Origin of the sequence: Kitasatospora sp. NPDC085464, assembly GCF_044541955.1 — a bacterium.
Taxonomy (GTDB): Bacteria; Actinomycetota; Actinomycetes; order Streptomycetales; family Streptomycetaceae; genus Kitasatospora.
Window position 1 is genome coordinate 141378 of sequence record NZ_JBITTM010000007.1, and the last position, 22424, is coordinate 163801.

Annotated in this window: 27 protein-coding genes and 1 pseudogene; 22 read left to right on the top strand and 6 right to left on the bottom strand. The window is 73.6% G+C overall.

Annotation, left to right across the window (positions count from 1 at the left end; genetic code table 11):
• Positions 1 to 319 precede the first annotated feature (319 nt).
• Together ACIGG8_RS08175 and ACIGG8_RS08180 are read right to left on the bottom strand one after the other, a co-directional pair.
• Entirely contained in the window at positions 320 to 814 is a 495-nt protein-coding gene (locus tag ACIGG8_RS08175; protein ID WP_396546400.1) for a hypothetical protein, read from the bottom strand.
• A 429-nt stretch (positions 815 to 1243) separates the two neighbouring features.
• Positions 1244 to 1673 (bottom strand): annotated as a pseudogene (locus tag ACIGG8_RS08180) (SDR family NAD(P)-dependent oxidoreductase); the annotation flags it as partial.
• 308 nt (positions 1674 to 1981) lie between these two features.
• Here ACIGG8_RS08180 and ACIGG8_RS08185 point away from each other — a divergent pair.
• From ACIGG8_RS08185 to ACIGG8_RS08220, 8 genes are all read left to right on the top strand, one after another.
• The gene (locus ACIGG8_RS08185) at positions 1982 to 2491 is read left to right on the top strand and encodes an ATP-binding protein (protein WP_396546401.1); all 510 of its coding nucleotides are present in this window, start codon (positions 1982 to 1984) and stop codon (positions 2489 to 2491) included.
• 359 nt (positions 2492 to 2850) lie between these two features.
• Positions 2851 to 3807 (top strand): SigB/SigF/SigG family RNA polymerase sigma factor, encoded by a 957-nt coding sequence (locus ACIGG8_RS08190; RefSeq protein WP_396546402.1) that lies wholly within the window; start codon positions 2851 to 2853, stop codon positions 3805 to 3807.
• 194 nt (positions 3808 to 4001) lie between these two features.
• Positions 4002 to 4157 carry a hypothetical protein gene (locus tag ACIGG8_RS08195; RefSeq protein WP_396546403.1) on the top strand — a complete coding sequence of 52 codons (156 nt, stop codon included), beginning with the start codon at positions 4002 to 4004 and terminating at the stop codon, positions 4155 to 4157.
• Between the two features lie 215 nt (positions 4158 to 4372).
• Positions 4373 to 4594 carry a hypothetical protein gene (locus ACIGG8_RS08200; RefSeq protein ID WP_396546404.1) on the top strand — a complete coding sequence of 74 codons (222 nt, stop codon included), beginning with the start codon at positions 4373 to 4375 and terminating at the stop codon, positions 4592 to 4594.
• Positions 4595 to 4824: 230 nt separating this feature from the next.
• A complete protein-coding gene (locus tag ACIGG8_RS08205) occupies positions 4825 to 5148 on the top strand; it encodes an STAS domain-containing protein (RefSeq protein ID WP_396546405.1) in 324 nt (107 codons plus the stop codon).
• Positions 5141 to 7639, top strand: a complete 2499-nt coding sequence (locus tag ACIGG8_RS08210; protein WP_396546406.1) for a SpoIIE family protein phosphatase — start codon at positions 5141 to 5143, stop codon at positions 7637 to 7639. Before ACIGG8_RS08205 ends, ACIGG8_RS08210 begins: the two co-directional genes overlap by 8 nt.
• Before the next feature lie 333 nt (positions 7640 to 7972).
• Positions 7973 to 8728, top strand: a complete 756-nt coding sequence (locus ACIGG8_RS08215; protein WP_396546407.1) for a GAF and ANTAR domain-containing protein — start codon at positions 7973 to 7975, stop codon at positions 8726 to 8728.
• A 59-nt stretch (positions 8729 to 8787) separates the two neighbouring features.
• Positions 8788 to 9513 carry a GAF and ANTAR domain-containing protein gene (locus tag ACIGG8_RS08220; protein ID WP_396546408.1) on the top strand — a complete coding sequence of 242 codons (726 nt, stop codon included), beginning with the start codon at positions 8788 to 8790 and terminating at the stop codon, positions 9511 to 9513.
• 91 nt (positions 9514 to 9604) lie between these two features.
• On the opposite strand, the gene ACIGG8_RS08225 is transcribed toward ACIGG8_RS08220, so the two are convergent.
• Complete coding sequence (locus ACIGG8_RS08225) at positions 9605 to 11008, bottom strand: catalase (protein WP_396546409.1); 1404 nt, start codon at positions 11006 to 11008, stop codon at positions 9605 to 9607.
• A gap of 142 nt (positions 11009 to 11150) precedes the next feature.
• On the opposite strand from ACIGG8_RS08225, the gene ACIGG8_RS08230 reads away from it, so the two are divergent.
• Positions 11151 to 12791, top strand: a complete 1641-nt coding sequence (locus tag ACIGG8_RS08230) for a CHAD domain-containing protein (RefSeq protein WP_396546410.1) — start codon at positions 11151 to 11153, stop codon at positions 12789 to 12791.
• A gap of 378 nt (positions 12792 to 13169) precedes the next feature.
• On the opposite strand, the gene ACIGG8_RS08235 is transcribed toward ACIGG8_RS08230, so the two are convergent.
• The 3 genes from ACIGG8_RS08235 to ACIGG8_RS08245 form a co-directional block, all read right to left on the bottom strand.
• On the bottom strand, positions 13170 to 13331 hold the full coding sequence (locus ACIGG8_RS08235) for a hypothetical protein (RefSeq protein WP_396546411.1): 162 nt from the start codon (positions 13329 to 13331) through the stop codon (positions 13170 to 13172).
• Positions 13332 to 13400: 69 nt separating this feature from the next.
• Positions 13401 to 13952 (bottom strand): hemerythrin domain-containing protein, encoded by a 552-nt coding sequence (locus tag ACIGG8_RS08240; RefSeq protein ID WP_396546412.1) that lies wholly within the window; start codon positions 13950 to 13952, stop codon positions 13401 to 13403.
• 205 nt (positions 13953 to 14157) lie between these two features.
• On the bottom strand, positions 14158 to 14508 hold the full coding sequence (locus tag ACIGG8_RS08245) for a helix-turn-helix transcriptional regulator (RefSeq protein ID WP_396546413.1): 351 nt from the start codon (positions 14506 to 14508) through the stop codon (positions 14158 to 14160).
• A 170-nt stretch (positions 14509 to 14678) separates the two neighbouring features.
• On the opposite strand from ACIGG8_RS08245, the gene ACIGG8_RS08250 reads away from it, so the two are divergent.
• From ACIGG8_RS08250 to ACIGG8_RS08310, 13 genes are all read left to right on the top strand, one after another.
• The gene (locus ACIGG8_RS08250) at positions 14679 to 14984 is read left to right on the top strand and encodes a hypothetical protein (RefSeq protein WP_396546414.1); all 306 of its coding nucleotides are present in this window, start codon (positions 14679 to 14681) and stop codon (positions 14982 to 14984) included.
• Between the two features lie 10 nt (positions 14985 to 14994).
• A complete protein-coding gene (locus ACIGG8_RS08255) occupies positions 14995 to 15396 on the top strand; it encodes an STAS domain-containing protein (RefSeq protein WP_396546415.1) in 402 nt (133 codons plus the stop codon).
• 347 nt (positions 15397 to 15743) lie between these two features.
• Positions 15744 to 16595: a hypothetical protein gene (locus ACIGG8_RS08260; protein WP_396546416.1), complete on the top strand. Its 852-nt coding sequence runs from the start codon at positions 15744 to 15746 to the stop codon at positions 16593 to 16595.
• A gap of 5 nt (positions 16596 to 16600) precedes the next feature.
• Positions 16601 to 17857 carry an SRPBCC family protein gene (locus tag ACIGG8_RS08265; protein ID WP_396546417.1) on the top strand — a complete coding sequence of 419 codons (1257 nt, stop codon included), beginning with the start codon at positions 16601 to 16603 and terminating at the stop codon, positions 17855 to 17857.
• Positions 17858 to 17863: 6 nt separating this feature from the next.
• Complete coding sequence (gene gvpJ, locus ACIGG8_RS08270; RefSeq protein ID WP_396546418.1) at positions 17864 to 18295, top strand: gas vesicle protein GvpJ; 432 nt, start codon at positions 17864 to 17866, stop codon at positions 18293 to 18295.
• A complete protein-coding gene (locus tag ACIGG8_RS08275) occupies positions 18295 to 19128 on the top strand; it encodes a GvpL/GvpF family gas vesicle protein (protein ID WP_396546419.1) in 834 nt (277 codons plus the stop codon). Before gvpJ ends, ACIGG8_RS08275 begins: the two co-directional genes overlap by 1 nt.
• Complete coding sequence (gene ccmI, locus ACIGG8_RS08280) at positions 19119 to 19370, top strand: c-type cytochrome biogenesis protein CcmI (RefSeq protein ID WP_396546420.1); 252 nt, start codon at positions 19119 to 19121, stop codon at positions 19368 to 19370. The genes ACIGG8_RS08275 and ccmI overlap by 10 nt, the downstream gene beginning before the upstream one ends.
• A gap of 4 nt (positions 19371 to 19374) precedes the next feature.
• Complete coding sequence (gene gvpO, locus ACIGG8_RS08285) at positions 19375 to 20016, top strand: gas vesicle protein GvpO (protein WP_396546421.1); 642 nt, start codon at positions 19375 to 19377, stop codon at positions 20014 to 20016.
• On the top strand, positions 20013 to 20453 hold the full coding sequence (locus ACIGG8_RS08290) for a gas vesicle protein (protein WP_396546422.1): 441 nt from the start codon (positions 20013 to 20015) through the stop codon (positions 20451 to 20453). The genes gvpO and ACIGG8_RS08290 overlap by 4 nt, the downstream gene beginning before the upstream one ends.
• Entirely contained in the window at positions 20450 to 21283 is an 834-nt protein-coding gene (locus ACIGG8_RS08295; protein WP_396546423.1) for a GvpL/GvpF family gas vesicle protein, read from the top strand. Before ACIGG8_RS08290 ends, ACIGG8_RS08295 begins: the two co-directional genes overlap by 4 nt.
• Positions 21280 to 21528 carry a gas vesicle protein gene (locus tag ACIGG8_RS08300; protein ID WP_396546424.1) on the top strand — a complete coding sequence of 83 codons (249 nt, stop codon included), beginning with the start codon at positions 21280 to 21282 and terminating at the stop codon, positions 21526 to 21528. Before ACIGG8_RS08295 ends, ACIGG8_RS08300 begins: the two co-directional genes overlap by 4 nt.
• Positions 21529 to 21647: 119 nt before the next feature.
• Positions 21648 to 21911, top strand: coding sequence for a gas vesicle protein K (locus ACIGG8_RS08305; protein ID WP_396546425.1), 264 nt, complete (start codon positions 21648 to 21650; stop codon positions 21909 to 21911).
• A 127-nt stretch (positions 21912 to 22038) separates the two neighbouring features.
• Complete coding sequence (locus ACIGG8_RS08310; RefSeq protein ID WP_396546426.1) at positions 22039 to 22218, top strand: CsbD family protein; 180 nt, start codon at positions 22039 to 22041, stop codon at positions 22216 to 22218.
• Positions 22219 to 22424 lie beyond the last annotated feature (206 nt).

The following is a 22424-nucleotide window of genomic DNA, read 5'->3' on the forward strand; positions in this document are numbered from 1 at the left end:
GAGCGCCTTCGGGCACCGGCCGATTTCCGGGAGGCGGAGGCCGTCCGGTACGTGCCTGGGCTGAGTGCGCCGGATCCGGTAGAACTCCGCTGGTTGGGCACACGTCGGTTGGGTCCTCCGGTTCGAGGAGGTGACGGAGATGACCGCGATCACGGTGAAGAAGCGCCCTGCGCCACAGCGTCCGCAACCGCCGCTCGATCTGCGGACGCCGTCGGGCCGTCCACTCCCGTACTGAACGCACATTGCAAGGCGCCCCGGTCCCACGGCGAACCGTGCCGGGGCGCCTTGCCGGTCGCGCCGGGCGTCGTGCCGGGCCGGCTCAGGGCCGGGCGGTCAGTGCCACCGGCAGGGCGGCCAGTCCGACGGCGAGCCAGGCGACGTAGCCGCCGACCAGCCCGGAGTGGGGACGGCGCAGCGGCAGGACGACGGCGTGGTACCAACCGGCGGTGTCCCGCCGAGGATCGCGCCGGACGGCGGTGATGGCGAACCCGGCGGCCAACAGGGTTCCCGGACCTCGGGCTCCTCGCCCTCGCCGCTGGTGGCGGCGGCCTTCCGGGTGCTCGCGGGGCGGGAGCCCGGCTCCGGCGAACACGCGCAGGGCCGCGCGCAGCACCGCGCCGCCGGTGAGCGCGGAGACCAGGACGAACACCGCGGGCAGCCACGCCAGTTCGTGTCCGGCGGCCTCCTCGGTGACGGCCTTGCCGAGCCCGGTGCCGAACAGCGGCAGCCCGGCGAGGGCCGGCGCGCCGAGGCCGAACAACAGCCCGGGCAGGCGGAGTTCGCGGGCCCGGCCGTGCAGTCCGTGCTCGTCCACCGAGCAGTAGCGGTCGAGCAGGATGCCGGTGAGACCGAACAGCGCGGCCTTGGCGCCCGCGTGGCCGGCCGCGTAGACGGCCGTGCCGCCAGCCCGGCAGGGGTGAGCAGGGCTGTGCCGATCAGGAACAGGCCCATGTGTCCGACGGTGGAGAACGCCGGCATCCGCTGAGCGCGAAGCCGCACATGCCGGCCTCGAAGAGCAGCAGCAGGGCGGGGAAGACACCGCCGTGCTCCCCGGAGGGTTCGTCGAAGTACGCCAGACGTAGCCGAGGACGGCGAGGACCCTCGCAAGGTCACCGGGGACTGACCCTCGCAAGGTCGCCGGGGATTGACGAGTGACGTCGTGGTGACGGCTTTCCCCGGGCGTTCACCGCAGGCTCCGGGCGAGGGCGAGGGCGAGGGCGAGGGCGAGGGCGAGGGCGAGGGCGAGGGCGAGGGCGAGGGCGTTGGCGATCAGCGTGGCGGTGGTGCTCGTGCCGACCCAGTACTCCCGCCGCGCGGGATGGTCGGCCGCGTAGCGCACCGCGCGCGCTGCGGGTTCCGGCTGGTGCACGGGCGGGACGGGCCGGGCGCGGCCGCGCAGCCGGTTGAGCACCCAGTCGAACTGGGGGGTGTTGACGGCCGGGAGCTGCACCATGGTCACCCGGACTCCCGAGCCGCTCGCGAGCAGTTCGCAGCGCAGCGCCTCGTGCCAGCCTGGATGGCGTGGTTGGCGCCGCTGTAGGCGGTTTGCAGCGGGATCCCGCGGTAGGCGATCGCCGATCCGACCTGCACGACGGTGCCGCGGTCGCGCGGCAGCATGCGGCGCAGGGCGGCCCGGGTGGCGTTGACGCAGTGACCTCGGTGACGCGGGTGAAACCCCGGGCGGTCTCGTCGGGTGAAACCCCGGACGGTGGTGAACGTCGGGCCGGCTCTTCGGCAGGGGCCGTGGTCGATCGCCTCAGGTTCTGCTCGTCGGAACGTGTAGCCGGACCGGGGCGGAGCAGACGCGAGGCATGGGCGATGAGCACGTGGTCCGTGGGGCGTGCGACTGGAGGTGGTCGACCCCGGCGATTCCGCACCGACCTGGAAACGGCGCCTGACGGCGTCCTGAAGTGCCCCGGACGAGGCGCCGGAGGTCCGCCACGTTGCTCGTCCTCCCGATCCTGCGTGAGGAGGACCACCCATGAACGGCCCCGGACGTGGCCCGCTGTCGGGCCCCGGCGGGACGGCGCCCCCGGAGCAGACCCGATTCCTCGCCCTGGCCGGCTGTGAGGGCGCGGTTCGGTGCTGTCGTGAGTTCAGCCGGCAGGCCCTCCTGCGCTGGCACTGGCTTCCCGCGGCGGACGACGAGCAGCTGGCCGTGGCACAGGACGTGCTGCTGATGGTCTCGGAACTGGTCACCAACGCGTGTCTGCACGCCCCCGGAGGCCCCCGTGGGCTGAGGCTCCGCTGGAACGGCTACCGGATCCGGGTGGAGGTCGCTGACGCGAGTCCCGTGCTGCCGCGGTTGCGCCGCCGCGCCGACCTGGGCCGGCCCGGTGGGCTCGGTCTGCTGGTGGTGGACCGGCTCTCCGGAGCGTGGGGCGCCGTGCGGGAGGGCGGGGGGAAGGTGGTCTGGCTGGAGGTGCCTTCCCCGGTGGACCACCACGTCCGCCACCGGTCGTGGCATTCTGCGGGCTTTCCCGGCTGGTGAGCCAGGCCCGGTCACGATCCGGCCCCGGGGTGCGGTTCTCGTTCCGGCCCGGGGTGCGGTTCTGCGACGCGGGCGTACGGGAGTTCCCGGGCTCGTCTCCCGGCCGTGTCCGCTGCCCGAGTGCCCCTGCCCGGGTCAGGGGGCGCAAATCGAGCGATACACGAATAAGATGTCGTGTATCGGGTAGAAACCCGGCGAAGCGGAGGCAGCGAGCCGCCGCCCCGCTTCCGCACCCGTAGGTGCCACCGGGGCCGTCGCTTGAAGAAGCCGGGCAGGGGTCCTGGGGAACGAAGCCCGGGCGCACGGGCGCCAGCCGCTCGTGGGCCGGGCAGTCACCCCGATGCCCAGGAGAAGTCACCGTGTCCGCCTGTACGGAAACCGGTCACCATGCCGAGCTGACGGCCTCACTCGCGTCGGACCTCTCGTCCGACCTCCCTGCCGACCTCCCGTCCGACCTGCCCCCGCGCCCGACCGAAGCGCAGCTGCGCGTCATGGGGAAGTCCGAGGCCCGGGAACTCAGCGACGCGCTGTTCGAGCGCCTGGCCGGCCTCGCCCGTGAGAGCCGCGCCTACAGCTACGTCCGCGGCACGATCATCGAGCTCAACATGCCGCTGGTGCGCTTCATCGCCGCCCGCTTCCGGCACCGCGCCGAGGACATGGACGACATCCTGCAGGTCGGCACCGTCGGCCTGATCAAGGCCGTCGACGGCTACGACCCGCAGCGCGGCGTCGAGTTCGTCACCTACGCGATCCCCACCATCGCCGGGGAGATCAAGCGGTTCTTCCGCGACACCTCCTGGCCGGTGCGCGTCCCGCGCAGCATGCAGGAGCTCTACCTGACCGTGGTGCGCGGTTCGGACCGGCTGGAGCAGGAGCTCGGCCGCCTGCCGCACCCCGACGAGATCGCCGACGACCTCCACCTGACGGAGGAGCAGGTCACGGAAGGGCTGATCGCCGGGCGGGTCTACCGGCCGAACTCCCTGGACGCGCTGCGCGATCAGGACACCGACGAGAGCGGCAGCGCACTGGTGGACCGGATCGGTGACTGCGACCCCGGCATCGAACTGGCAGAGTTCCGCGCCGCCGTACGCCCGCTGCTCGCCGACCTCCCGCGCCGCGAGCAGACCGTCCTCAAGCTCAGGTTCTGGGACGGCTGGACGCAGTCCGAGATCGCCGACCGGATCGGCGTCTCCCAGATGCACGTCTCCCGGCTGCTCGCCGCCACGCTGACCCGGCTGCGCGAGCAGCTTGAGGACCGCGATGCCCCGGGATGGGCGGAGCCGCCGCCAGGGGGCACCCCCGACCCGGAGGACTGAACCGGCACACCCCGGCCCGGGGCCGTGCCCGACAGTCTCGGTTCGTCGGTGCGGTCCCTCGGTCTCCTCCGCCGACGCGGCTAAGCGGGCAGCGCCGGGCGAACCTCACGGCTGTTTCGTCGCCCCGGCACCAGGTAGCCGATCTCGTCCCAGGCGCCCACCGGGGGCGCCGTGCAAGCTCGGAGGTGGCCGCCGTGGACGCGCGCGAAAGCGGCGATCCGGCCGGAGCGGTCCGTGCACCGGCCAGGCCCGAACCAGACCCGATCTGCTCCCGGCCGTCGGGCGCACCGGCCGACGACAGCAGGGAGCAGGGCGATGCGGAGAACTACGCCGTCCTCGGCGAGGACTGAACAGGTGCGGTCCGGGGCGCCCGGCGCCTCCGTCCAGCCGTTGCGTGCCGTCCGGCGGCCGGCCCGTCACCGCCCGGGCCGCCGCCGGCCCGGCGTCGGACACGGTGCCCGCGCCGCCCGCTACCCGGCCCAGATCGGATGCCGTGGCGGCCTCCGATCCGGCGGCCTCCGATCCGGCGGCTTTCGATCCGATGCCATCGCCTGAGGAGCGAGTCATGGACGACACACCCCAGGGCGGCGCCGGCGGCGTCCCCCTGCACCACGAAAACGCGCGCCCCGAGGCCGTGCGGCGTGAGGAGGACTCGACGTCCGAGCGGCCACGGGCCGAGGAGCAGCCGGAGGCTGCCGAGGCACCGCACACCGTCAGGACGGTCCGAGCCGGCAAGCCGGTGGGTGAGCAGGCCACCGGAGCGCGCCCGTCCGAACGCGAGGACTGAACCGCACGGGGGCGGGAGGACCGAACCGCACGGGGTGGGCCGGGCGCTGCGCGTCCGACCGCACCGGACGTCCGACCGCACCGGACCACGCCCCCGGAGGCCGTCACGCGGACCGGTGGTCCACCGGTTCGAGGGCCGCGCCGACCCCGCCGGAGGCTCGCACCCCGGCGGGGAGCGGACCTACGCTGGACGCGGAAGCGGACCGGGGCGCGGCGCCGAGGACGGCTGACATGCAGGACTTTCCCGAAGTCAACGGCTGGACCGTGGTCCCGCTCAGCGGGGATCTGGACGACTTCGCCGCGCGGGAGGTCCGCGGGCTGCTCGAAGTCCTGCTGGACGGTGGGTCGGCCCGTGTGGTGGTGGACCTCGGGGCTGTCGGCTTCGTCGACTCCACGGGACTCAACGCCCTGCTCGGCGCGGCCCGGCGGGCCCGGGAGGGGCGGGGCGCGCAACGGCTCGCGGCCGCGGCGCCCAGGGTCCGGGACGTGATCGAGTTGACCGGGGTGGAGTCGCTGTTGCCGCTCTATCCGGATGTGGCGGCGGCCTGTGAGTGACGTCGAGCTCCCCGAGACACGGCCCGCCGAGGCACCGGCCCCCGGCGAGACCCCGGCCCCCGCCGAGACCCCGGCCCCCGCCGGGACACCGGCCCCCGGCGAGGAGACGGCCGTGCTGCGCGAGGCGGTGGACCGGCTGCGCGCCGAGGCGGAGGGGCTGCGCCGGGCCATGCGCAGCCGCGGAGTCATCGAGCAGGCCAAGGGCATGCTGACCGAACGGCTCGGCTGCACGCCGGACGAGGCGTTCGCGCATCTGGTGCGGCTCTCCCAGGACAGCAATCGCAAGCTGGTGGACATCGCCGCCGGGATGATCGGGCTCGCGGCCCCGCTGGAGGAGGTCGCGGCCAAGGTGCCTGCGGCCCCCGTCACCGCACCGGCCGAGGCTCCGCCCGCGGAGACCCGGCTGGCCCCTGGCCCACCGGGCTCGGCGCGGCTCACCCCGGTGCCCGGACTGGCCGCCCGGTACCACCTGGCCGCCTCGGCGCTCGCCAGCGCCGACACCCCCGACGAGCTCGCCCGGCTGGCGCACGAGGTGGCCCTGGCGCCACTCGGGGTGGTGGCCGTGGTGCTCGGGCTGTTGGAGCCGGACGGCGCGTTGGCACTGGTCGGAAGCCACGGGCTGGACCCGCGTCGGGTCAGCCAGTGGCGGCGCATCCCGCCGGAGACGGGCGTGCCGCTGGTCACGGCGGCGCACGGCGGCGGCATGGTCTGGGAGTTCGACCAGGACCGGCCCGGGGCGGAGAGGCCCGACACCGGCCGGATCGTGCCCGGCCGGAGTGCCTGTGCGATCCCGCTGCGGCGCGGCGACCGGATCGTCGGAGCGATGAGCCTCGGCTGGGGCGGCCCGCCCGAGCGGGCCCGCGCCGCCACCCGCTACGCGGCCGCGCTGTCCGCTCTGGTGGCCGGGCACCTGCTGCGGGTGACCGCGGCCGACAGCCGGGAGCCGGGCCTGGTGCTGCCCGGCGGGGAATACTGGTTCCGGGCGGTCATGGACACCATGTTCGAGCCCGTGCTGCTGCTCTCCGCGGTGCGCGAGAGCGCCGGCGGCGGCGCCATCACCGACCTCCGGGTCGCCTACGCCAATCCGGCCGCGAGGGTCGACGCGACGGCCGGCCGACGGCTCAGCGAGCTCTATCCCGGGCTGGTCGTCTCCGGCGCGTTCGACCGGATCCTGGACGCGGCTGCCACCGGCGTCTCCCAGCAGCTCTGGGCCGAGGACTTCACCGGCACCGACGACGGCGACGCCCTCCCGCTGACCCTGCGGGCGGTGCCCTTCCTCGACGGCGTGCTGCTCACCTGGCGTCCGCGGGACGGCGCGGGGGAGGGGACGGCCCGGCTCGCCGAGGCCCAGCGGCTCAGCGGCCTCGGGAGCTTCCGCTGGTCACCCGGGGAGCCCGTCCTGGACCTGTCCGAGGAGGCGCTGCGGCTGCTCGGTCTCGACCCCGGTCGTGCGGACGCCGTTCCGCTCGGCGAGGCGCTGCGGTGCGTCGCCCCGGCCGACCGCGTGGCCGTGCTGCTGTTCGCCCGGCGGCTGGCCGGCAGTCAACGGCGGACCACGATGGAGTTCGACGTCGGGCCACCCGGCGACACGCCGCGCAGGGTACGGGTCACGGCCGAGGCGACCGCCGACCGGGCCGCCGGCCGGGCTGTCGGCCGGGGTGACGCCGTCCACGGGGTGCTGCAGGACGTCACCTCCTGGCACCGCACCGAGCAGGCTCTGGCGGCCGCCAGGGCGCGACTGGCCGAGCAGCGGCGCCGGGCCGACGCCGAGCACCGGACCGTGCGGACCCTGCAGACCGCGCTGACGGCCTCACCCGCAGGGCCGGACCCCTCCGCGCTCGGCCTCGATCACGCGGCCCGCTACCTCCCCGCCGAGGACCACCCCCGGGTGGGCGGCGACTGGTACGACCTGGTGAGGCTTCCCGGAGACCGGATCCTGCTCGCCGTCGGCGACGTCAGCGGGCACGGCCTGCCCGCCGCCGTGGCCATGGCCGAGCTGCGCCACGCCCTGCGCGGCCTCTGCACCACCACCGGCCCGGCCGGGGCCCTCGCCCCCCTCAACGCGCTGCTCTGCGCACAGCACGGCCGCCGGATCGCCAGAGTGGTCTGCGGTCTGCTCGACCCGGCGGCCGGAGCCCTCACGTGGTCGGCCGCCGGCCACCTCCCGCCGGCCGTCCTGCGCGACGGCACGGCCGTCCTCGCGGAGGGGCCGACCGGCACCGTCCTCGGCGCTGATCCCGGGACGGTCTACCGCGACACCGTGCGGGAACTCGCGCCGGGCGACACCGTCCTGCTGTGGACCGACGGGCTGCTCAACCGCCGCGAGGGCGGAACCGCCCGCGCCGACCCGTTGCTGCGCGCCGCCGAGGAGTCGACCGCACCCGGCGTCGCGGGCCTCCTCGACCACATCGCGACCCGCCTCGGCGGCCCCAACCCCGCCGACGACAGCTGCCTGCTGGCCGCACGCCTGCGCCCCGACGCCGGGCGTTAGGGGCTGCGCAGCCGGGCCCGGTTGCCGTTCGTGGGCGCCGTGAACGTTCGGGAGCACTCACACCCGGGCGAGCAGGTCGCGGTAGACACCCCGGTGGCACGTGGCGAGCCACTGCCGCTCGGCGACCCGCTGCACCAGGTCGGCGCGACGGACCGGTGTCCGGCGTGTGCGCACCCGAACCACGGGTAGACGCGTGGTCATCGGAACGCCACGACCTCCGACGAAGGAGGTCGCCGGCTCCACGGCTCCGGGGGTGCGGCACTCGTCCTGCGGTGATCACGACGGCCGCGGGCCATGTGATCGAGACGGCAGTCGAGTACCGTCCCGAGGACGGTGGACGAGAAGGACGAACGAGGCGCGGAGATGGCCGATCTGACGCGGATCGCGCAGGTCATGGTCGAGGCCGTCAACGGCCCGGGCCACCCCTCGTTGCCCGAACGGCTCTGCGTCGCCTGCGTGGAGGCGCTCGGCACGGACGCCGCCGCCATCAGCCTGATGGCCGACACCGGTCACCGGGCCGGGGTCTGGGCGAGCGACGAGCGCGCCCGCCGGCTGGAGGAGCGGCAGTTCAGCCTCGGTGAGGGCCCCGGCGTGGACGCCTTCCGCAGCCGTCTCCCGGTGCTCGTCGACGACCTGCTCGCGTCCGCCGAGAACCGCTGGCCCGTTCTGGGTGGTGTGCTCGCGGCCGAGCCGTACGGCGAACCGCTGCGCCGCGCCTCCGCACTTCCGTTGCAGCTCGGTTCGTCCTGCATCGGGGTCCTCAGCCTCTACCACACCGTCCCGGGGGTTCCCGGGATCGAGGAGACCTCTGATCTCCAGGTGGCCGCGACGACCGTCACGCTGGCCATCGTCGGCTCCTTCGTGGGCACACCCACCGAGGCACCGGTACGGCCCTGGCTGGACGGCGTACCACTCAACGGGGTGGAGGTGGACCAGGCGATCGGCATGATCATGGTCCAGCTGGGAGCGTCGGCGACGGAAGCCCTCGACCGTCTGCGTGCCCACGCCTTCGCCCACGACCAGGAGATCGACAAGGTTGCGCGTGAGGTGGTTCGGCGGCAGCTGCGCTTCACCGAGGAGGACCGATGACGGGTGACCGAGGGCTGTCGGCGGGCGTAGCCTTGCCCCAAGGGGACAGGGAGGCGGTCATGACACGTGAGTCCCGGATGAACGAGGCGTTCGCCGGGCTCACCGAATCGCTGATCGGACCCGGCTACGACGCGGTGGAGTTCCTCCACCGGCTGACCGAGGTCTGCACGGTGCTGAGCGGCACGGCCGGGGCCGGGATCATGGTCACCGACCGTCGCGGCGACCTTCGCGACATCGCCTACTCCGACGAACAGGTCCGCCAACTGGAGGCGTTGCAGATCGCCGCCGGCGAGGGGCCGTGCCTGGACTGCCGGCGCACGGGTGAGGTGGTCGTCGAACGCGACCTCCGGCGCGGGCGGGCGCGCTGGCCCCGGTTCAGCGCGAAGGCGCTCGACCTCGGCTTCCGGGCCGTGCGGGCGGTGCCGTTGCGCCTGGAGGGGCGGGCCCTGGGCACGCTCAACGTCTTCGACACCCGGGCCGGCGTCGACCCCGGCCAGGACGGCTTCGACGTGGTGCAACCGTTGGCCGACCTCGCGGTGATCGCCCTGTTGCAGCGTCGGCAGGGCCGCGAGCAGAGCGCCGCCGAGGAAGTCACCGCCGCGCTCGTCGACCGGACCTCCGTCGAGCGGGCGAAGGGCGTGCTGGCCGAGGTCGGCGGCCTCGACATGGACGCCTCCTTCGAGGTGCTCCGGGCCCACGCCCGCCGAACCGGCACCGGCGTCGCCCACGTCGCCCGCTCGCTCCTCGACGGTCGCCTCGACGCGGTCACCCTGCTGACGGAGTGACGTGACGGGGCTGACGGACTGACGTGACGGACCCGCCGCCCGGTCGAAGGGATCGACCGGGCGGCGGGCCCGGGGGTCGGCGCGGGCGCGGTCAGCGCTGCGGGAAGCGGTGCTGCTCCACGAGGAGGGCGAAGCCCTCCCAGAACGACGGGCCGGCCTGATCGTCCGGTCCGGGGGCCGCCACACCCGCCAGGTCGGCCGCGGCCCCGTATCGCGCCGCTCCGCACAGCTCGGCGGCGGCGCCCAGCAGGGCCACGGGCTTGCCGTGGCGCAGCGCCTCCGACAGGAAACGGACGGCGTCCGGGTCGGCGACCAGACCGCCCTCCCCGCCGTCGGGCACGATCACGGCGTCGTACAGCACGGACGCGGTGGTGGGCAGCGGCCGGTCCACCGTCAGACTCTCGCCGTCCCGCGCGGGCACGTGGCCGCCGTGCGCGGCCAGCGTCTCCACGGTGGCGCCGTCGGCGGCCAGCCGCTCGCGCGCGCCACGGACCTGCTCGCCGTCCACGCCGGGGGCGATCAGCACGGCGACCTTGCGGGTGCGGATGCCGGCTGCGCGCAGGTTGTCCAGGCTCAGGGCGGGGGAGACCTCCGGACCGGTGGCAGCGTCGCCCGTCGGGCCCTCCCGGGCCCCATCCGGCGTCGCGGGCTGGGGCAGGCCGATGCGCCGGGCGACCTCCGCCGCCAGACCCCGGTCGACGTGCGCCAGGTTGCCGACCATGCGCCGCCGCACCGTCCGGTCGACCACCTTGCCCAGCTCGAAGGAGAAGGCCTCGACGATGTGCTGTTGCTCCCAGTCGGCCATGCTGCGCCAGAACAGCGCGGCCTGGCTGTAGTGGTCGGCGAAACTGGGGCTGCGCCGGCGGATCGCGGCGCCGTCGATCCGCTCCTGGTAGTGCTCGAAGACCCCGTCGGGCAGTCGTCCGCCGCCCAGGGCCGCCGGGCAGCCGCCGCCGACGGAGTTCGGTGCGTAGCCGGTGCCGGGGTGGACGACCTGCTGGCCGTAGCCGTCACGGTGGTTGTTCCGGACCTCGGCGAGCGGCCGGTTGACGGGCAGCTGCGCGAAGTTGGGGCCGCCGAGGCGGATCAGCTGGGTGTCGAGGTAGGAGAAGTTCCGGCCCTGGAGCAGCGGGTCGTTGGTGAAGTCGATGCCGGGGACGATGCTGGCGGTGTGGAAGGCCACCTGCTCGGTCTCGGCGAAGCCGAGCGCCAGCCCCGCCGCGCGCAGGAGCGCGAGCGCGGCGCGGATCCCGGCCGCGGGGTGCACCATGGCGGGGTCGCCGTTGCAGGAGACGTCCTGGATCAGCGTGCCGTCGCGCTCGAACAGTACGGCGCCCGTGGGCCGGCCGGCTGTCGGGCCATCCCCCCGCGCACGGTCGGCCGAGGGACGGACGGCCGCGGGGCGGGTGAACAGCCAGGGGCCGGGCCGTTCAGCGGGGCCGCCGGACGGCCTTGGCTGCGGAACGGTCGGTACGGGTTCTGCGAGGTACGCCATGACCCTGCGGGTTGCCGCCGTCGGCGCCCGCAAACGAACCGCCGTTCCGACCGACCGGTGGGCTCGACGGCCGCGAGCGGTCCGAGGCACGATCGGGGCGCGCGGGCGCATGGGCGAAGCCGGCACGGGCACACGCGACGGCATGGGCACACAACACGTGGAGACGGAGCGAAAGTACGACGGGGCCGCGCTGCCACCGCGGCTCGACGCGGTGCCGGGAGTCCGGGCCGCGCAGCGCGCCGGGCCCCAGGACCTCGACGCCGTCTACTACGACACACCGGACCTGCGGCTCCTGCACCGGCACATCACCTTGCGCCGGCGCACCGGCGGGGACGACGCCGGCTGGCACCTCAAGCTGCCGCACGCCGAGGACGCACGCCAGGAGGTCCGGCTGCCGGTGGAGACCGGGGGCCCGCACGACGTCCCGGCCGAGCTGTCGCAGCTCGTCGCGGCCTTCACCCGCGGCGCCGCGCTCTCCCCGGTGGCGCGCCTGCGCACCCACCGGTCCCGGCTGCTGCTGCGCGACGACCGGGGGAGCACGCTCGCGCAGGTCACCGAGGACCGGGTCGCGGCGCAGGTCCTCGACGCGGACCGCAGCGCGGACGTCCGCTCCGGCGACGGGGACGGGGACGGAGACAGGCACCGGGACGGGAACCGGCACCGGGACCGGGACCGGGACGGTGCCGGGCCGCCGGGCGGGACCGTTGCGGAGGCCCGCGGTTGGACCGAGTTCGAGGTCGAGCTGGAGCACGGCACACCGGCCCTCCTGGACCACATCGAGGCCGTGTTCACCGACGTGGGGCTGGTCCGCTCGCCCTGGCCCTCGAAGCTCTCCCGGGCGCTCGACGAGCCCCCGGCCGCCACGACGGGGCCGGCGGCCGCCCAGGCACCCGGCTCCGCCGGCGCCCTCGTCATGGACGGCTTCCGACAGCAGGTCGAGGCACTCCTCACCCTCGACGCGGCCGTGCGCCAGGGCCGGGAGGACTCCGTCCACCGCATGCGGGTCACCGCGCGCCGGCTGCGGAGCCTGCTCAAGGCCCACAAGCGGCTCTTCGAACGCGACCGGGCCGAGCACCTGGCCACCGAGTTGCGCAGGCTCGGGCGGCTGCTGGGCCGGGCCCGCGACCAGGAGGTGCTCGGCGAGCTGCTGGTGGACCAGCTGGACGCGGTACCCGCACAGCTGCGCGGTGCCGATCTCCGAGGCCGGCTCACCGAGCGGTACGCCCGGGGCTACCGCGAGGCCTGGCAGCAGGCCGTCGCCGAACTCGACAGCCCCCGCTACCTCACCCTGCTGGAGGAACTCGACGCCTTCGCCGCCGACCCGCCGCTGCGCCGCCGGGCCGGCCGGAAGGCGCGCCGGTACCTGGCCGGCACCCTCCGGCACGAGCAGCGCCGAACCCTCGAACGCCTCGATCTCGCCCTGCACACCGAACCGGGCCCGCACCGCGACGAGGCACTGCACCGCGCCCGCAAGGCCGCCAAACGCGCCCGGTACACCGCGGACCACGCGCAGTCGCACATCCCGCGGCGCACGACGAAGCGGGTGGCGGAGTTCGGCGCCCGGATGAGGAAGCTGCACAAGGTGCTGGGCACCCACCAGGACAGCGTGGTGGCCCGCCAGGAGCTCATCGCGCTGGCGAGCGAGGGCACCGGCGCCACGTGGCACGCCTTCGGCTACGGCCTGCTCCACGAACGCCACCGGCACATCGCCGAGGCCGAGGAGCGAAGACTGCCGAAGCTGCGCCGCAGGGCAGGCCGCCGCAAGCTCACCCGCCTGCCCTGAACCGCCGTCGCCCGGACCGCACCGGGGCCCGCCGCACCTCGGGGCCACCTCGGCGGCGGCCGGGCTGCGGCGGTCCGTCGGGCGGGTGGCGGACAGTGGAATCCCCCGCGCCAGGTTCCGGCCGTGTCCTGCTCGCCGTGGGATCCGGGATCCCACGGGGCCGGGGAACGTCAGCATCCAGCGGGCCGCGGAGCCCCCCTCCTCACCCGTGGGCGCGGAGCCCCCCTCCTCACCCGTGGGGCAGCGGGCCGATCCGGGTGGGCCCGTCCGAGTCGCGGTCAGTTCCGAGTCGCGATCGGTCGCCCGTGCTGAGCCGCCTCGGCGAGCGGGGCCGGCGCGGGACGGTCGAGCGCGGCTGACGCCTGCCGTGCGAGCGGATCACGGTGTCCGGGGACCGGTCGCCGGAGGCTCGGGGTCGTCGTCCGCGTCCTTGGCCCGGACGTCCGGCGGTGTGGGCGCGGTGATGTTCCGCTGCTCCGAGGACCGCTCGCGCGTTTCGTCGTCGACCTGCGGGGTGTCGTTCTCCTGGGGGACGCTCATGGCGATCGTCCTTCCGTCAAAGTGTCGGCAGGGGTACGTGTCGGCAGGGGTACTTGTCGCTGGGCGGCATCAGTCGGACTTGCCGCGCCCGGTCACGAGGTCCCGGGCGCGGTCGACCAGGCCGGTGCCCGCGGTGACCAGCTTGTTGTCGGGGGCGTGCGGGTGGGGCCGGGTCGGCGCGAGCTTCTTGGCCCGCCGGACCTGTTCGCCGAGCTCGTCGAGTCGGGCAAGCGGGCAGGCGTCGGCGAGGGCGGGGAACAGGTTCCGTTCCTCGTCCTGGATGTGTGCCGTGACCTCGCCGACGACCCGGTCGACGAGAACGTCGAAGCGGGCGTCGCCGTGGTCCACGCCTTCGAGCTCCTTGAGGAGCTTCTCCACGGCTTCGTGGTCGGCGACCTCCTTGTCCGCCAGCGCGTCACCGCCGGGGACGTGTTCGCGGACCGCCGGGTACAGGTGCTGTTCCTCGGCGACCGAGTGGCGGACCAGCTCGATGGTGAACTGCTCCACCACGTCCCGGCGCCGTTCGTCGCCCGCGGGCAGCGCCTGGACGCGGGCGAACATCTCCTCGACCTCCCGGTGATCCGTCATCAGCTCGTTGATCACGTTTCCGCCGTGTCCCATGGGCTCTGCTCCCGTTCTCCACGTGGGCGGTTGTGGACGGATGCCGCGCCCGGTCCGAACGACAGGGCACCGCAGCCATCGCGTATCCCCGCGTTTCGCGAAGGTATGCGAACGACGAACGACGAGTGCGGGTGGTGCGGGCGCGGTGGTCCGCGCGGTGGTACGGCTGCTGCCTCCTTCTCGAAGGCTTCACGGGCGAGGAAGGTCAGCGCCCGGATGATTCCTGCGCGGGGGGCGCCGGGTCGAGTCGTCCGTCGGCAGGCCGGCGCAGGAGGGTGGCGAGGAGCTCGGCGACGGTGGGTCCCGCGTCGGCGGGGTGACGCAGCTGTTTGCCGGCGGTGACGCTGTAGTGGTTGGTGCGGCCTCGGCGTTCGTGGCTGAGGTACCCGTCCTCTTCGAGGTCGGTGATGATGCGCTGGACGGCGCGTTCGGTGAGCAGGCAACGGGTGGCGATGTCGCGCACACGGATGCCGGGGTCACGCGCGATCTGGACGAGGACACGGGCGTGGTTGGTCAGGAACGTCCACCGTCGCTCGGTCGTCGCGCTGATGTCCATGTCTCCACGATAGGACCTGTGTTTCGCGGCTGCTGAAACACGACAATCAATTCGTGCAATGGTTGACATGTTCGATGGATGGGCGAACAGTGGAAGGACAGCCGTTCGTATCGCCCCCGAGGCGGATCCGTGCGGCAGCCCACGTCTGGGAGATGGTTTGCGTGGACCCGATGAGCAGGGAAGGGCTGGAGCGGCTCAGGTCCCGGCTGGCCGAGCGGATCGCCGCGCCGTGCGAACACGGCAAGGATGCGGGCCGGGTGGAGCCGCTGCGTCGGCAGGTGCGACACGCGGTGACCGGCATCGACGCCTACCTCAGCGCGCTGGAGGCGGGTAGCAGCACCGCGGCCGGGCTCCGCCAACAGGCTCTCGATCTGTGGCACGGCCTGGAGCGGATCGCCTCCGCGTGGCCCGAGCCGGACCGGGCCGCCGCCGACGGTACGGCCCGGGTGCCGGTGCAGCCGGCATCCCCGGCGTGAGGTGGGTCGCGTGCTGCACGGCCTGAAGTCGGAGACCGCCCGAGTCGGCGACGCGCTGGTGTGCTCCTTCGCCGGTGACATGATCCTGGACAGCGAGGCGACCGCCGCCCAGGCCCTGACCGCGGCCCTCGACCAGCACCCGGACCTGCTCGCCGTCGACCTGGCCGGCGTGGAGCTGTTCACCTCCACCGGCCTCAACCTGCTCCTGACGGCCCGCCGCCGCGCACGCGACGAGGGCGTCGCGCTCGTGCTGATCGCCCCCTCCGGCATGACGTTGCGGGTCCTGGAGATCACCGAGACCCGGCCGCTGTTTCCGGTCTACGACACCCCCGAAGGCGCCCTGCGCGCCCTGCGGCACCACCCGCCACGCACGCCGCCCGTGGAAGCGCTCGGCCCGGACGCGAGCGAGTAGCGGCCCCTGCCCCGGACGTGACCGAGTAGCGGTCACGTCCCGGAGGCGCGAACAACAGACCGGCGGGTCGTTCGGAAACCGTGCCGCCTCGATGCGTGGCAGCGGGGACCAGCAGCGACGAAGCGATGACTCCGTGTCGCCGGACGGAGGGTGAGCGGGAGTTCCGCGCGACCTCAAGGCCCTTCTGCGCCAATGGAATTCGGTGCCGGAACGATCGGGAGTGGACCGGAACTCGCGACGCTCCGTTGTTTGTCCCGGTGAGCCCTGGGTACACAGCCGGGCCGAGGAGCGGCTCTCCTACTGGAGAGGGCCGGGGCCGTTCAGGGACTCTTCCAGGGAAAACGACCATGAACAACGCCAAGCTTGCCGTCGCTGTGGGCGCGGGCTACCTCCTCGGGCGCTTGCACAAGGCCCGATGGGCGCTGGCTCTCGCGGGCATGGCGGCGGGGAAACGTCTGAGCGCCAATCCCGGAGTGCTCCTCGGTCAGGTGCTGGAATCGTCGCCCCAGCTCCGTGAGCTGGCCGGCGACGTCCGCGGGGAACTGGCCAAGGCGGGGAAGAAAGCAGCCATCGCGGCAGCGAGCAACCGAGTGAGCGCGCTGACCGACCAGTTGCAGCAGCGGACCGAGGACCTGCGGGCGGGGACCGCCGGTAGCAGCGAGGAACCGGAGGACAGCAGCAGCGAGGACGAGGAACCGGAGGACAGCAGCAGCGAGGAACCGGAGGAGGAGCCACCCGAAGAGGAGGAGGACCAGGAGGGCGACGGCGAGAAGAAGCGTTCGCCGGCCCGCTCGCGGCAGAGTGCGTCCCGCTCCACGGCATCGTCCACGCGCCGAGCGTCCCCGGCAGCGTCCAAGCAGCGGGCGTCCGCGGCCTCGACGGCCTCGACGAAGAAGGCCGCCCCCTCGCGTTCCCGCGCGACCGGTAGCAGCGGCACGACGCGCAAGAGCGCGGACTCCTCGCGACGGCCGGCGAGCAAGACCACCGAGTCCAAGGCCCCGGCGAAGAAGGCCGCCGCCCCGCGCAAGACGGCGACGGCGAAGAAGCCGGCGGCGAAGAAGACGGCTTCGACTGCGCCCCGCAAGGCTGCGGCCTCGTCGACGTCCGCTCGCAAGAGCACGGCGTCGGCGGCGAAGAAGGCCCCGGCGGCGCGCAAGTCCACGACCAGCCGCGCCTCGACGGCGCGCAGGCGGGGGTGACGACGATGGCCGAGCAGACCAAGAAAGACCAGGGCTCGCTGGGACTGGGTGACGTGTTGGAAGCCCTGCCCACCGACGAGCTGATGCAGCAGGCCCGTGAGCTGGCGGCCGCTGCGGGTGAACGGGCCGTGGCGGCGGCGAGCGACAAGGTCGCCGACCTCACCGGTCGCCTGACCGACTTCGCGGAGCACGGCGGCAGCCTGCTGGGCGGTGGCGATGGCAGCAGCGGAGGGAAGTCTCCGATGCGGCTGCTGCTGGGGGCCGGCGCCGCCGGGCTGAAACAGGTGGTCGGCAACAAGCTCACCGGGGGTGGGGGCGGAAAGGGCGGCAAGGGCGGCAAGCTCAAGATCACCAACATCGTCGAGGAGATCGACGTCGGGGTCCCCGTGCGGGTGGCCTACAACCAGTGGACCCAGTTCCAGGACTTCCCCCAGTTCACCAAACGGCTGGAGAAGGTGGACCAGGAGTCCGAGCAGAAGATCGCGTGGAAGGCCGGGATCTTCCTGTCCCACCGCACCTGGGAGTCGACGATCATCGAGCAGGTGCCGGACGAGTTGATCGTCTGGCGTTCCAAGGGCGACAAGGGTCACGTCGACGGCACGGTCACCTTCCACGAGCTCGCGCCGAACCTGACCAGGATCCTCCTGGTGCTGGAGTACCACCCGCAGGGCCTGTTCGAGCGCACGGGCAACATATGGCGGGCCCAAGGCCGGCGGACACGCCTGGAGCTCAAGCACTTCCGCCGCCACGTCATGACCCACACCATCCTCGATCCGGACTCGGTCGAGGGCTGGCGCGGCGAGATCCGCGACGGCGACGTCGTGCGCTCCCACGAGGAGGCCCTGGAGGACGAGGACGCCGAGGACGAAGGTGCCACGGACGAGGAGCCGGACGAGGAGCCGGACGACGAGGGCGGCGAGGAGCCGCAGGACGAGGAGTACGACGAGGAGGAGCCCGAGGAGTACGACGAGGAGGAGCCCGCGGACGAGGGCGAGGACGAGGACTGGGCGGACGAGCCTCCGGAAGACGAGTACGAGGAGGAGCCCGAGTACGACGCCGAGGACGAGGGCGAAACCGAGGACGAGGCGCAGGACTATGACGAGGAAGAGGAACCGGAGGACGAAGACGAGGGCGACTACGGCGACGACGAGTACGAGGACGAGGACGCCCGGGACGAGTACGAGGAGGAGCCCGGCCCCTCGGACGAGGACGACCGGACCACGTCGCGATCCCGCAGGCGTACCCCGGCACTGGCGCGGTGAGCCGTCATGACTGTCGCCCAGCGTCCCAGCCACTACCTGGACCGGCCCTCGTCGAGCGGCCTGGTCGACGTCATCGACCTGATCCTCGACAAGGGCCTGGTCATCGACATCTACATCCGCGTCTCCCTGGTCGGCATCGAACTGCTGACCATCGACGCCCGCATCGTGGTAGCCAGCGTCGACACGTACCTGCGGTTCGCCGAGGCGGTCAACCGCCTGGACCTGAAGGAGGACAACAGCGAGGGACTGCCCGAACTGATGCAGGACATGACCCGGGGCGGAGCCCGGCACAAGACCAGGGGCGCGCTCGAAGGCGTCAAGGAGACGGTCAGCGAAGTGATCGACCGGGTCAAGGGGGACGACGAGGAGGAGCCCGAGCCCCGCGAGCGTCCCCGGCCCCGGCCCCGGTCACGCACCCAGCACAAGGAGCGCGAGTGATGAACGCCCGTACTCCCACCGACGAGCAGGCCTGCTACGTGTACGGGATCGTGGCTGCGGGCGCCGACCCCTCCGGACTGGAGGGGATCGGCGACCCGCCCGCCCCGGTGACACTGGTGCGGCACCGGAGCATCGCGGCTCTGGTCAGCGATCTGGCGGTCGACCGCCCGCTGGGCACCGCTGCCGACCTACGGGGCCACGCCCGTGTTCTGGACGCCCTGGCCACCCGCGACGCCGTGCTGCCGCTGCGCTTCGGCGCGGTGGTCCGCGACGTCACGGCGGTGGCCGACGAACTGCTCGCCCCCCATGAGGAAGCGTTCCTGAGCGCGCTGGAGGACCTCCGCGACACCGCCCAGTTCACGCTGCGCGCCACCTACCGGCAGGAGCGTGTCCTGAGGGACGTGATCGCCGACCGCGAGGACATCGCCCGGTTGCGCGAGACCATCGCCGGCCTCCCCGAGGAGGCCTCCTACTACGAGCGGGTCCGCCTCGGCGAGATGATCGCGGGGGCGATCTCCGCGCACCGCGAGGCGGACACCGCGGTCGCCCTGGAGCGGCTGGAGCCACTCGCCGTGGCCGTCAGCGCCACACCGGCCTCCGACGCGGTCGGCGACCAGGCGGTCAGCGCCTCCTTCCTCGTCGCCAGGACCCGCTGGAAGGAGTTCGAGGCCGCGGCCGAAGACCTGGCCCGCGACTGGGCGCAGCGCACCGCGGTGCGGCTGCTCGGCCCGCTGGCCCCCTACGACTTCGTCACCGAGGCCGTGGCCGACGCCCGGCCCGCGGAACAGGCCGACGCCCGGCCCGCGGAACAGGGGGCCGGGTCATGGGACTGATCACCGGGCTGCTCACCCTCCCGCTGGCCCCCGTGCGCGGGGTCGTCTGGGTGGCGGAACAGCTCTACGAGCAGGCCCGCCGGGAGATGACCGACCCCGCGGTCATCCGCGCCCGGCTGACGGAGGTGGAAGCCGCGCGCGCGAGCGGCGCGATCAGCGACGAGGAGGCCTCCGCGCAGGAAGAGGAACTCGTACGGCGCCTGTGGCAGGCCCAGGGCACCGCCGGAGGCCTGGAGGTGTAGAGCCGTGCCTGAAGACCAGCCACGCCCCCGCCGCCCCGCACGGTCGCGGGACACCGAGGACAGCAAGCCGCGCCGCACCGCCGCACGTTCCGAGCCTGCCCGGCCCCGACGACGTCCACCGCCCCCGTCCGATCACGAGGACGAGGCACCGGCCGCGCAACGCCGTCCCCCGGCCGAACCGCAGGACGGAACCGAAGCAAGCACCGCAAGCACCACCCCGCGGCGTCGCGCAGCCTCCACCACCCGTCGAGCCGGAGCCAAAGCCGGAGCCGACGCCCGGCCCGAGGACGGCGATGCTCCGGCCCCGTCACGGCGCCGGAGCACGGCCCCCACCCGAAGCACCGGCGAACGATCCACGGCCCGCCGCCGGGCGGAGCCGGAGCGGATCGGCGCGCGCGGCGCGGCCGCCCGAGCGGCCGTCTGCGTCCAGGAACTCACCGGGCGCAGCGCGGAGGGCGTCACGTCGCTCGACCGCACCGAGGACGGCTGGCAGGTGGGGGTGGAGGTCCTGGAGGCGCGCCGCATTCCCGATTCGACCGACATCCTGGCCGTCTACCAGGTGGTACTGGACCCGGAAGGCGAACTCGTCTCCTACCGCAGGGACCGCCGGTACCACCGGGGGCGCGCGAACGAGGAGCTGTCATGAGCGAGTTGACCGGTTACGGTGGCTCCGGCCCGCTGTCGCACCTGCCGAGGACGTCCGCTGCTCCGCAGTCCGCCAACCTGGCCGACCTGCTGGAGCGGGTGCTGGACAAGGGCATCGTCATCGCCGGTGACATCCGGATCAACCTCCTGGACATCGAGCTGCTCACGATCAAGATCCGCCTGCTCATCGCCTCCGTCGACCGGGCCCGCGAGATGGGCATCGACTGGTGGGAGCACGATCCGAGCCTCTCCTCCGGCCGGCGCGACCTCGCCACCGAGAACCGGCTCCTGCGTGAGCGCCTCGGTCAGCTCGAAGCCTCCCACCGTGCCTCCGTCTCCGCCGACGTCCAGGAGGCTTTGGACGATCGGACCGTCGAGTCCCCGCCCGCCCGCAAGGCCCCCCGCACCCGGCGCACCTCTCGGACCGACTCCTCATGAGCACCCGACCGCCCACCAACACCTGGCTCTACGCCATCGTCGGCAGCAGCAGCGTCGGCAGCGGCACCGGCACCGGTCACGCCGTACCGCCCGGCCTGACCGGCGTGGCCGGCGAGGACCTGTACGTCATCGCCGGGCCGGACCTGACCGCGCTGGCGGGCGCGGTGCCGCGCACGGACTTCGACGAGGAACCCCTGCGGAGGCACCTGGAAGACGCCGCGTGGCTCGAACACGCCGTCCGCGTGCACCACCACGTGGTCGACACCCTCGCCCGCGCCGCCCCGGTGCTGCCCCTGCGCTTCGCCACGCTCTACCACGACGACCAGCGGGCCGCCGCCATGCTCGCGGACCACCGTGACGAGCTGCTGGCCGCACTCCGGCGCACCGGCGGCCGAGTGGAATGGGGCGTCAAGGCCTACCTCACGCCCACCGCTCCACCGACCGCCGCCGACGCCGGAGCCGGTGATCCGCAGCAGGAACCGGCGGCCCGCCCGGGCACGGCCTACCTCCTGCGCCGCCGGGCCCACCGCCGGTTCCAGGAACAGGCGGTCCAGCAGGCCTCGGACGACGCGGCGGACGTCCACACTGCGCTCGCACGATCGGCCGTCGAGGCCTTCTGCCACCCGCTCCAGCCGCCCGAGGCGACCGGCCGTGCCGAGCCGATGGTCCTCAACGGCGCCTACCTCGTCGAGCGGTCCGGCACGGCCGCCTTCCACCAGGCCGTCGGCGCGCTGTCCGCCCGGTTCTCCGGCCTCCGCCTGGAAACGACCGGCCCCTGGCCGCCCTACTCCTTCACCATGAACGCCCGCCACGAGGACGAGCCGCCATGACCACCAGCCCGCGGACGTCCGGCACTCGGCCCGACTTCGCACCCCCCGTGCCCGAGCGGAACGTGGCCCTGGTCGACCTGCTCGACCGCCTGCTGGCCGGCGGCGTGGTCATCGCCGGGGAGATCACCCTGTCCATCGCCGACGTCGACCTGGTCCGCATCAGTCTGCGCGCCATGATCGCTTCCGTGAGAGCCGCCATGGCACCCGCCGACCTGGCCTCCCACGACCGAGGGGAGCCGACGTGAGCTCGCCCGGTTCCCCGTCACGCGCGGCGTCTCCCGCCGATCGCCTTACCCCGGACCGACTTGCCCCGGACCCGGACCGCCGTGCCACGCCCCCGTCCCGGCCGGCCTCCGACCGTCGCATGGCGCTGGAACCCGAGACCGTTGCGCGGGACCTCACCTGCCTGGTCCTGGCCCTGGTCGAACTGGTCCACCAGCTCATGGAACGCCAAGCCCTGCGCCGCATCGATGAGGGGGACCTCGACGACGACCGGATCGAGTCACTGGGCCTGACCCTGATGGCCCTGGAAGAGCGCATGGACGAACTGCGCGAACACTTCGGCCTCACCCCGGACGACCTCAACATCGACCTCGGCCCGCTCGGACCCCTGCTCGCCCCCGAGTGACCCAGAGTGACCCCGCGGTGCCACGTGCCCACCCGAGTCGGCCGGAGCTGTCGGGCCGCAGGCATGGAAACCCGCAGGCAGGGCACACGCCGAACTGAACCCCGACTCCGTGAAAGGAGTGACGCACATGAGTGCCGGCAAGAAGGCCAAGCACACCGCAACCGAGGCCAAGGGCAAGGTCGAAGAGGCCACCGGCAAGACGGTCGGCAACGAACGACTCATCGCCAAGGGCAAGGCTGACCAGGTCAGGGGAGCAACCGCTCAAGCCGGCCGGAAAGCGAAGGACGCTCTGAAGGACCTGACCTGACCGGCCACTGACGATCAACCCGTGAACCACTGTCCGTCCTTCGGCTGTACTCCCGGCCGAAGGACGGACGGCTCCTGCCGCCGCCGCGGCCCTCGGCACCCTCGGCGATCACCTCGGGCGTGGACTCGACCGAGTGAGTATCGCGGTACGTGCTGCGCACCCGGTGAGGCGGTGGGTGAGCGGAGAGGGTGAGCGGAGAGGAAGTG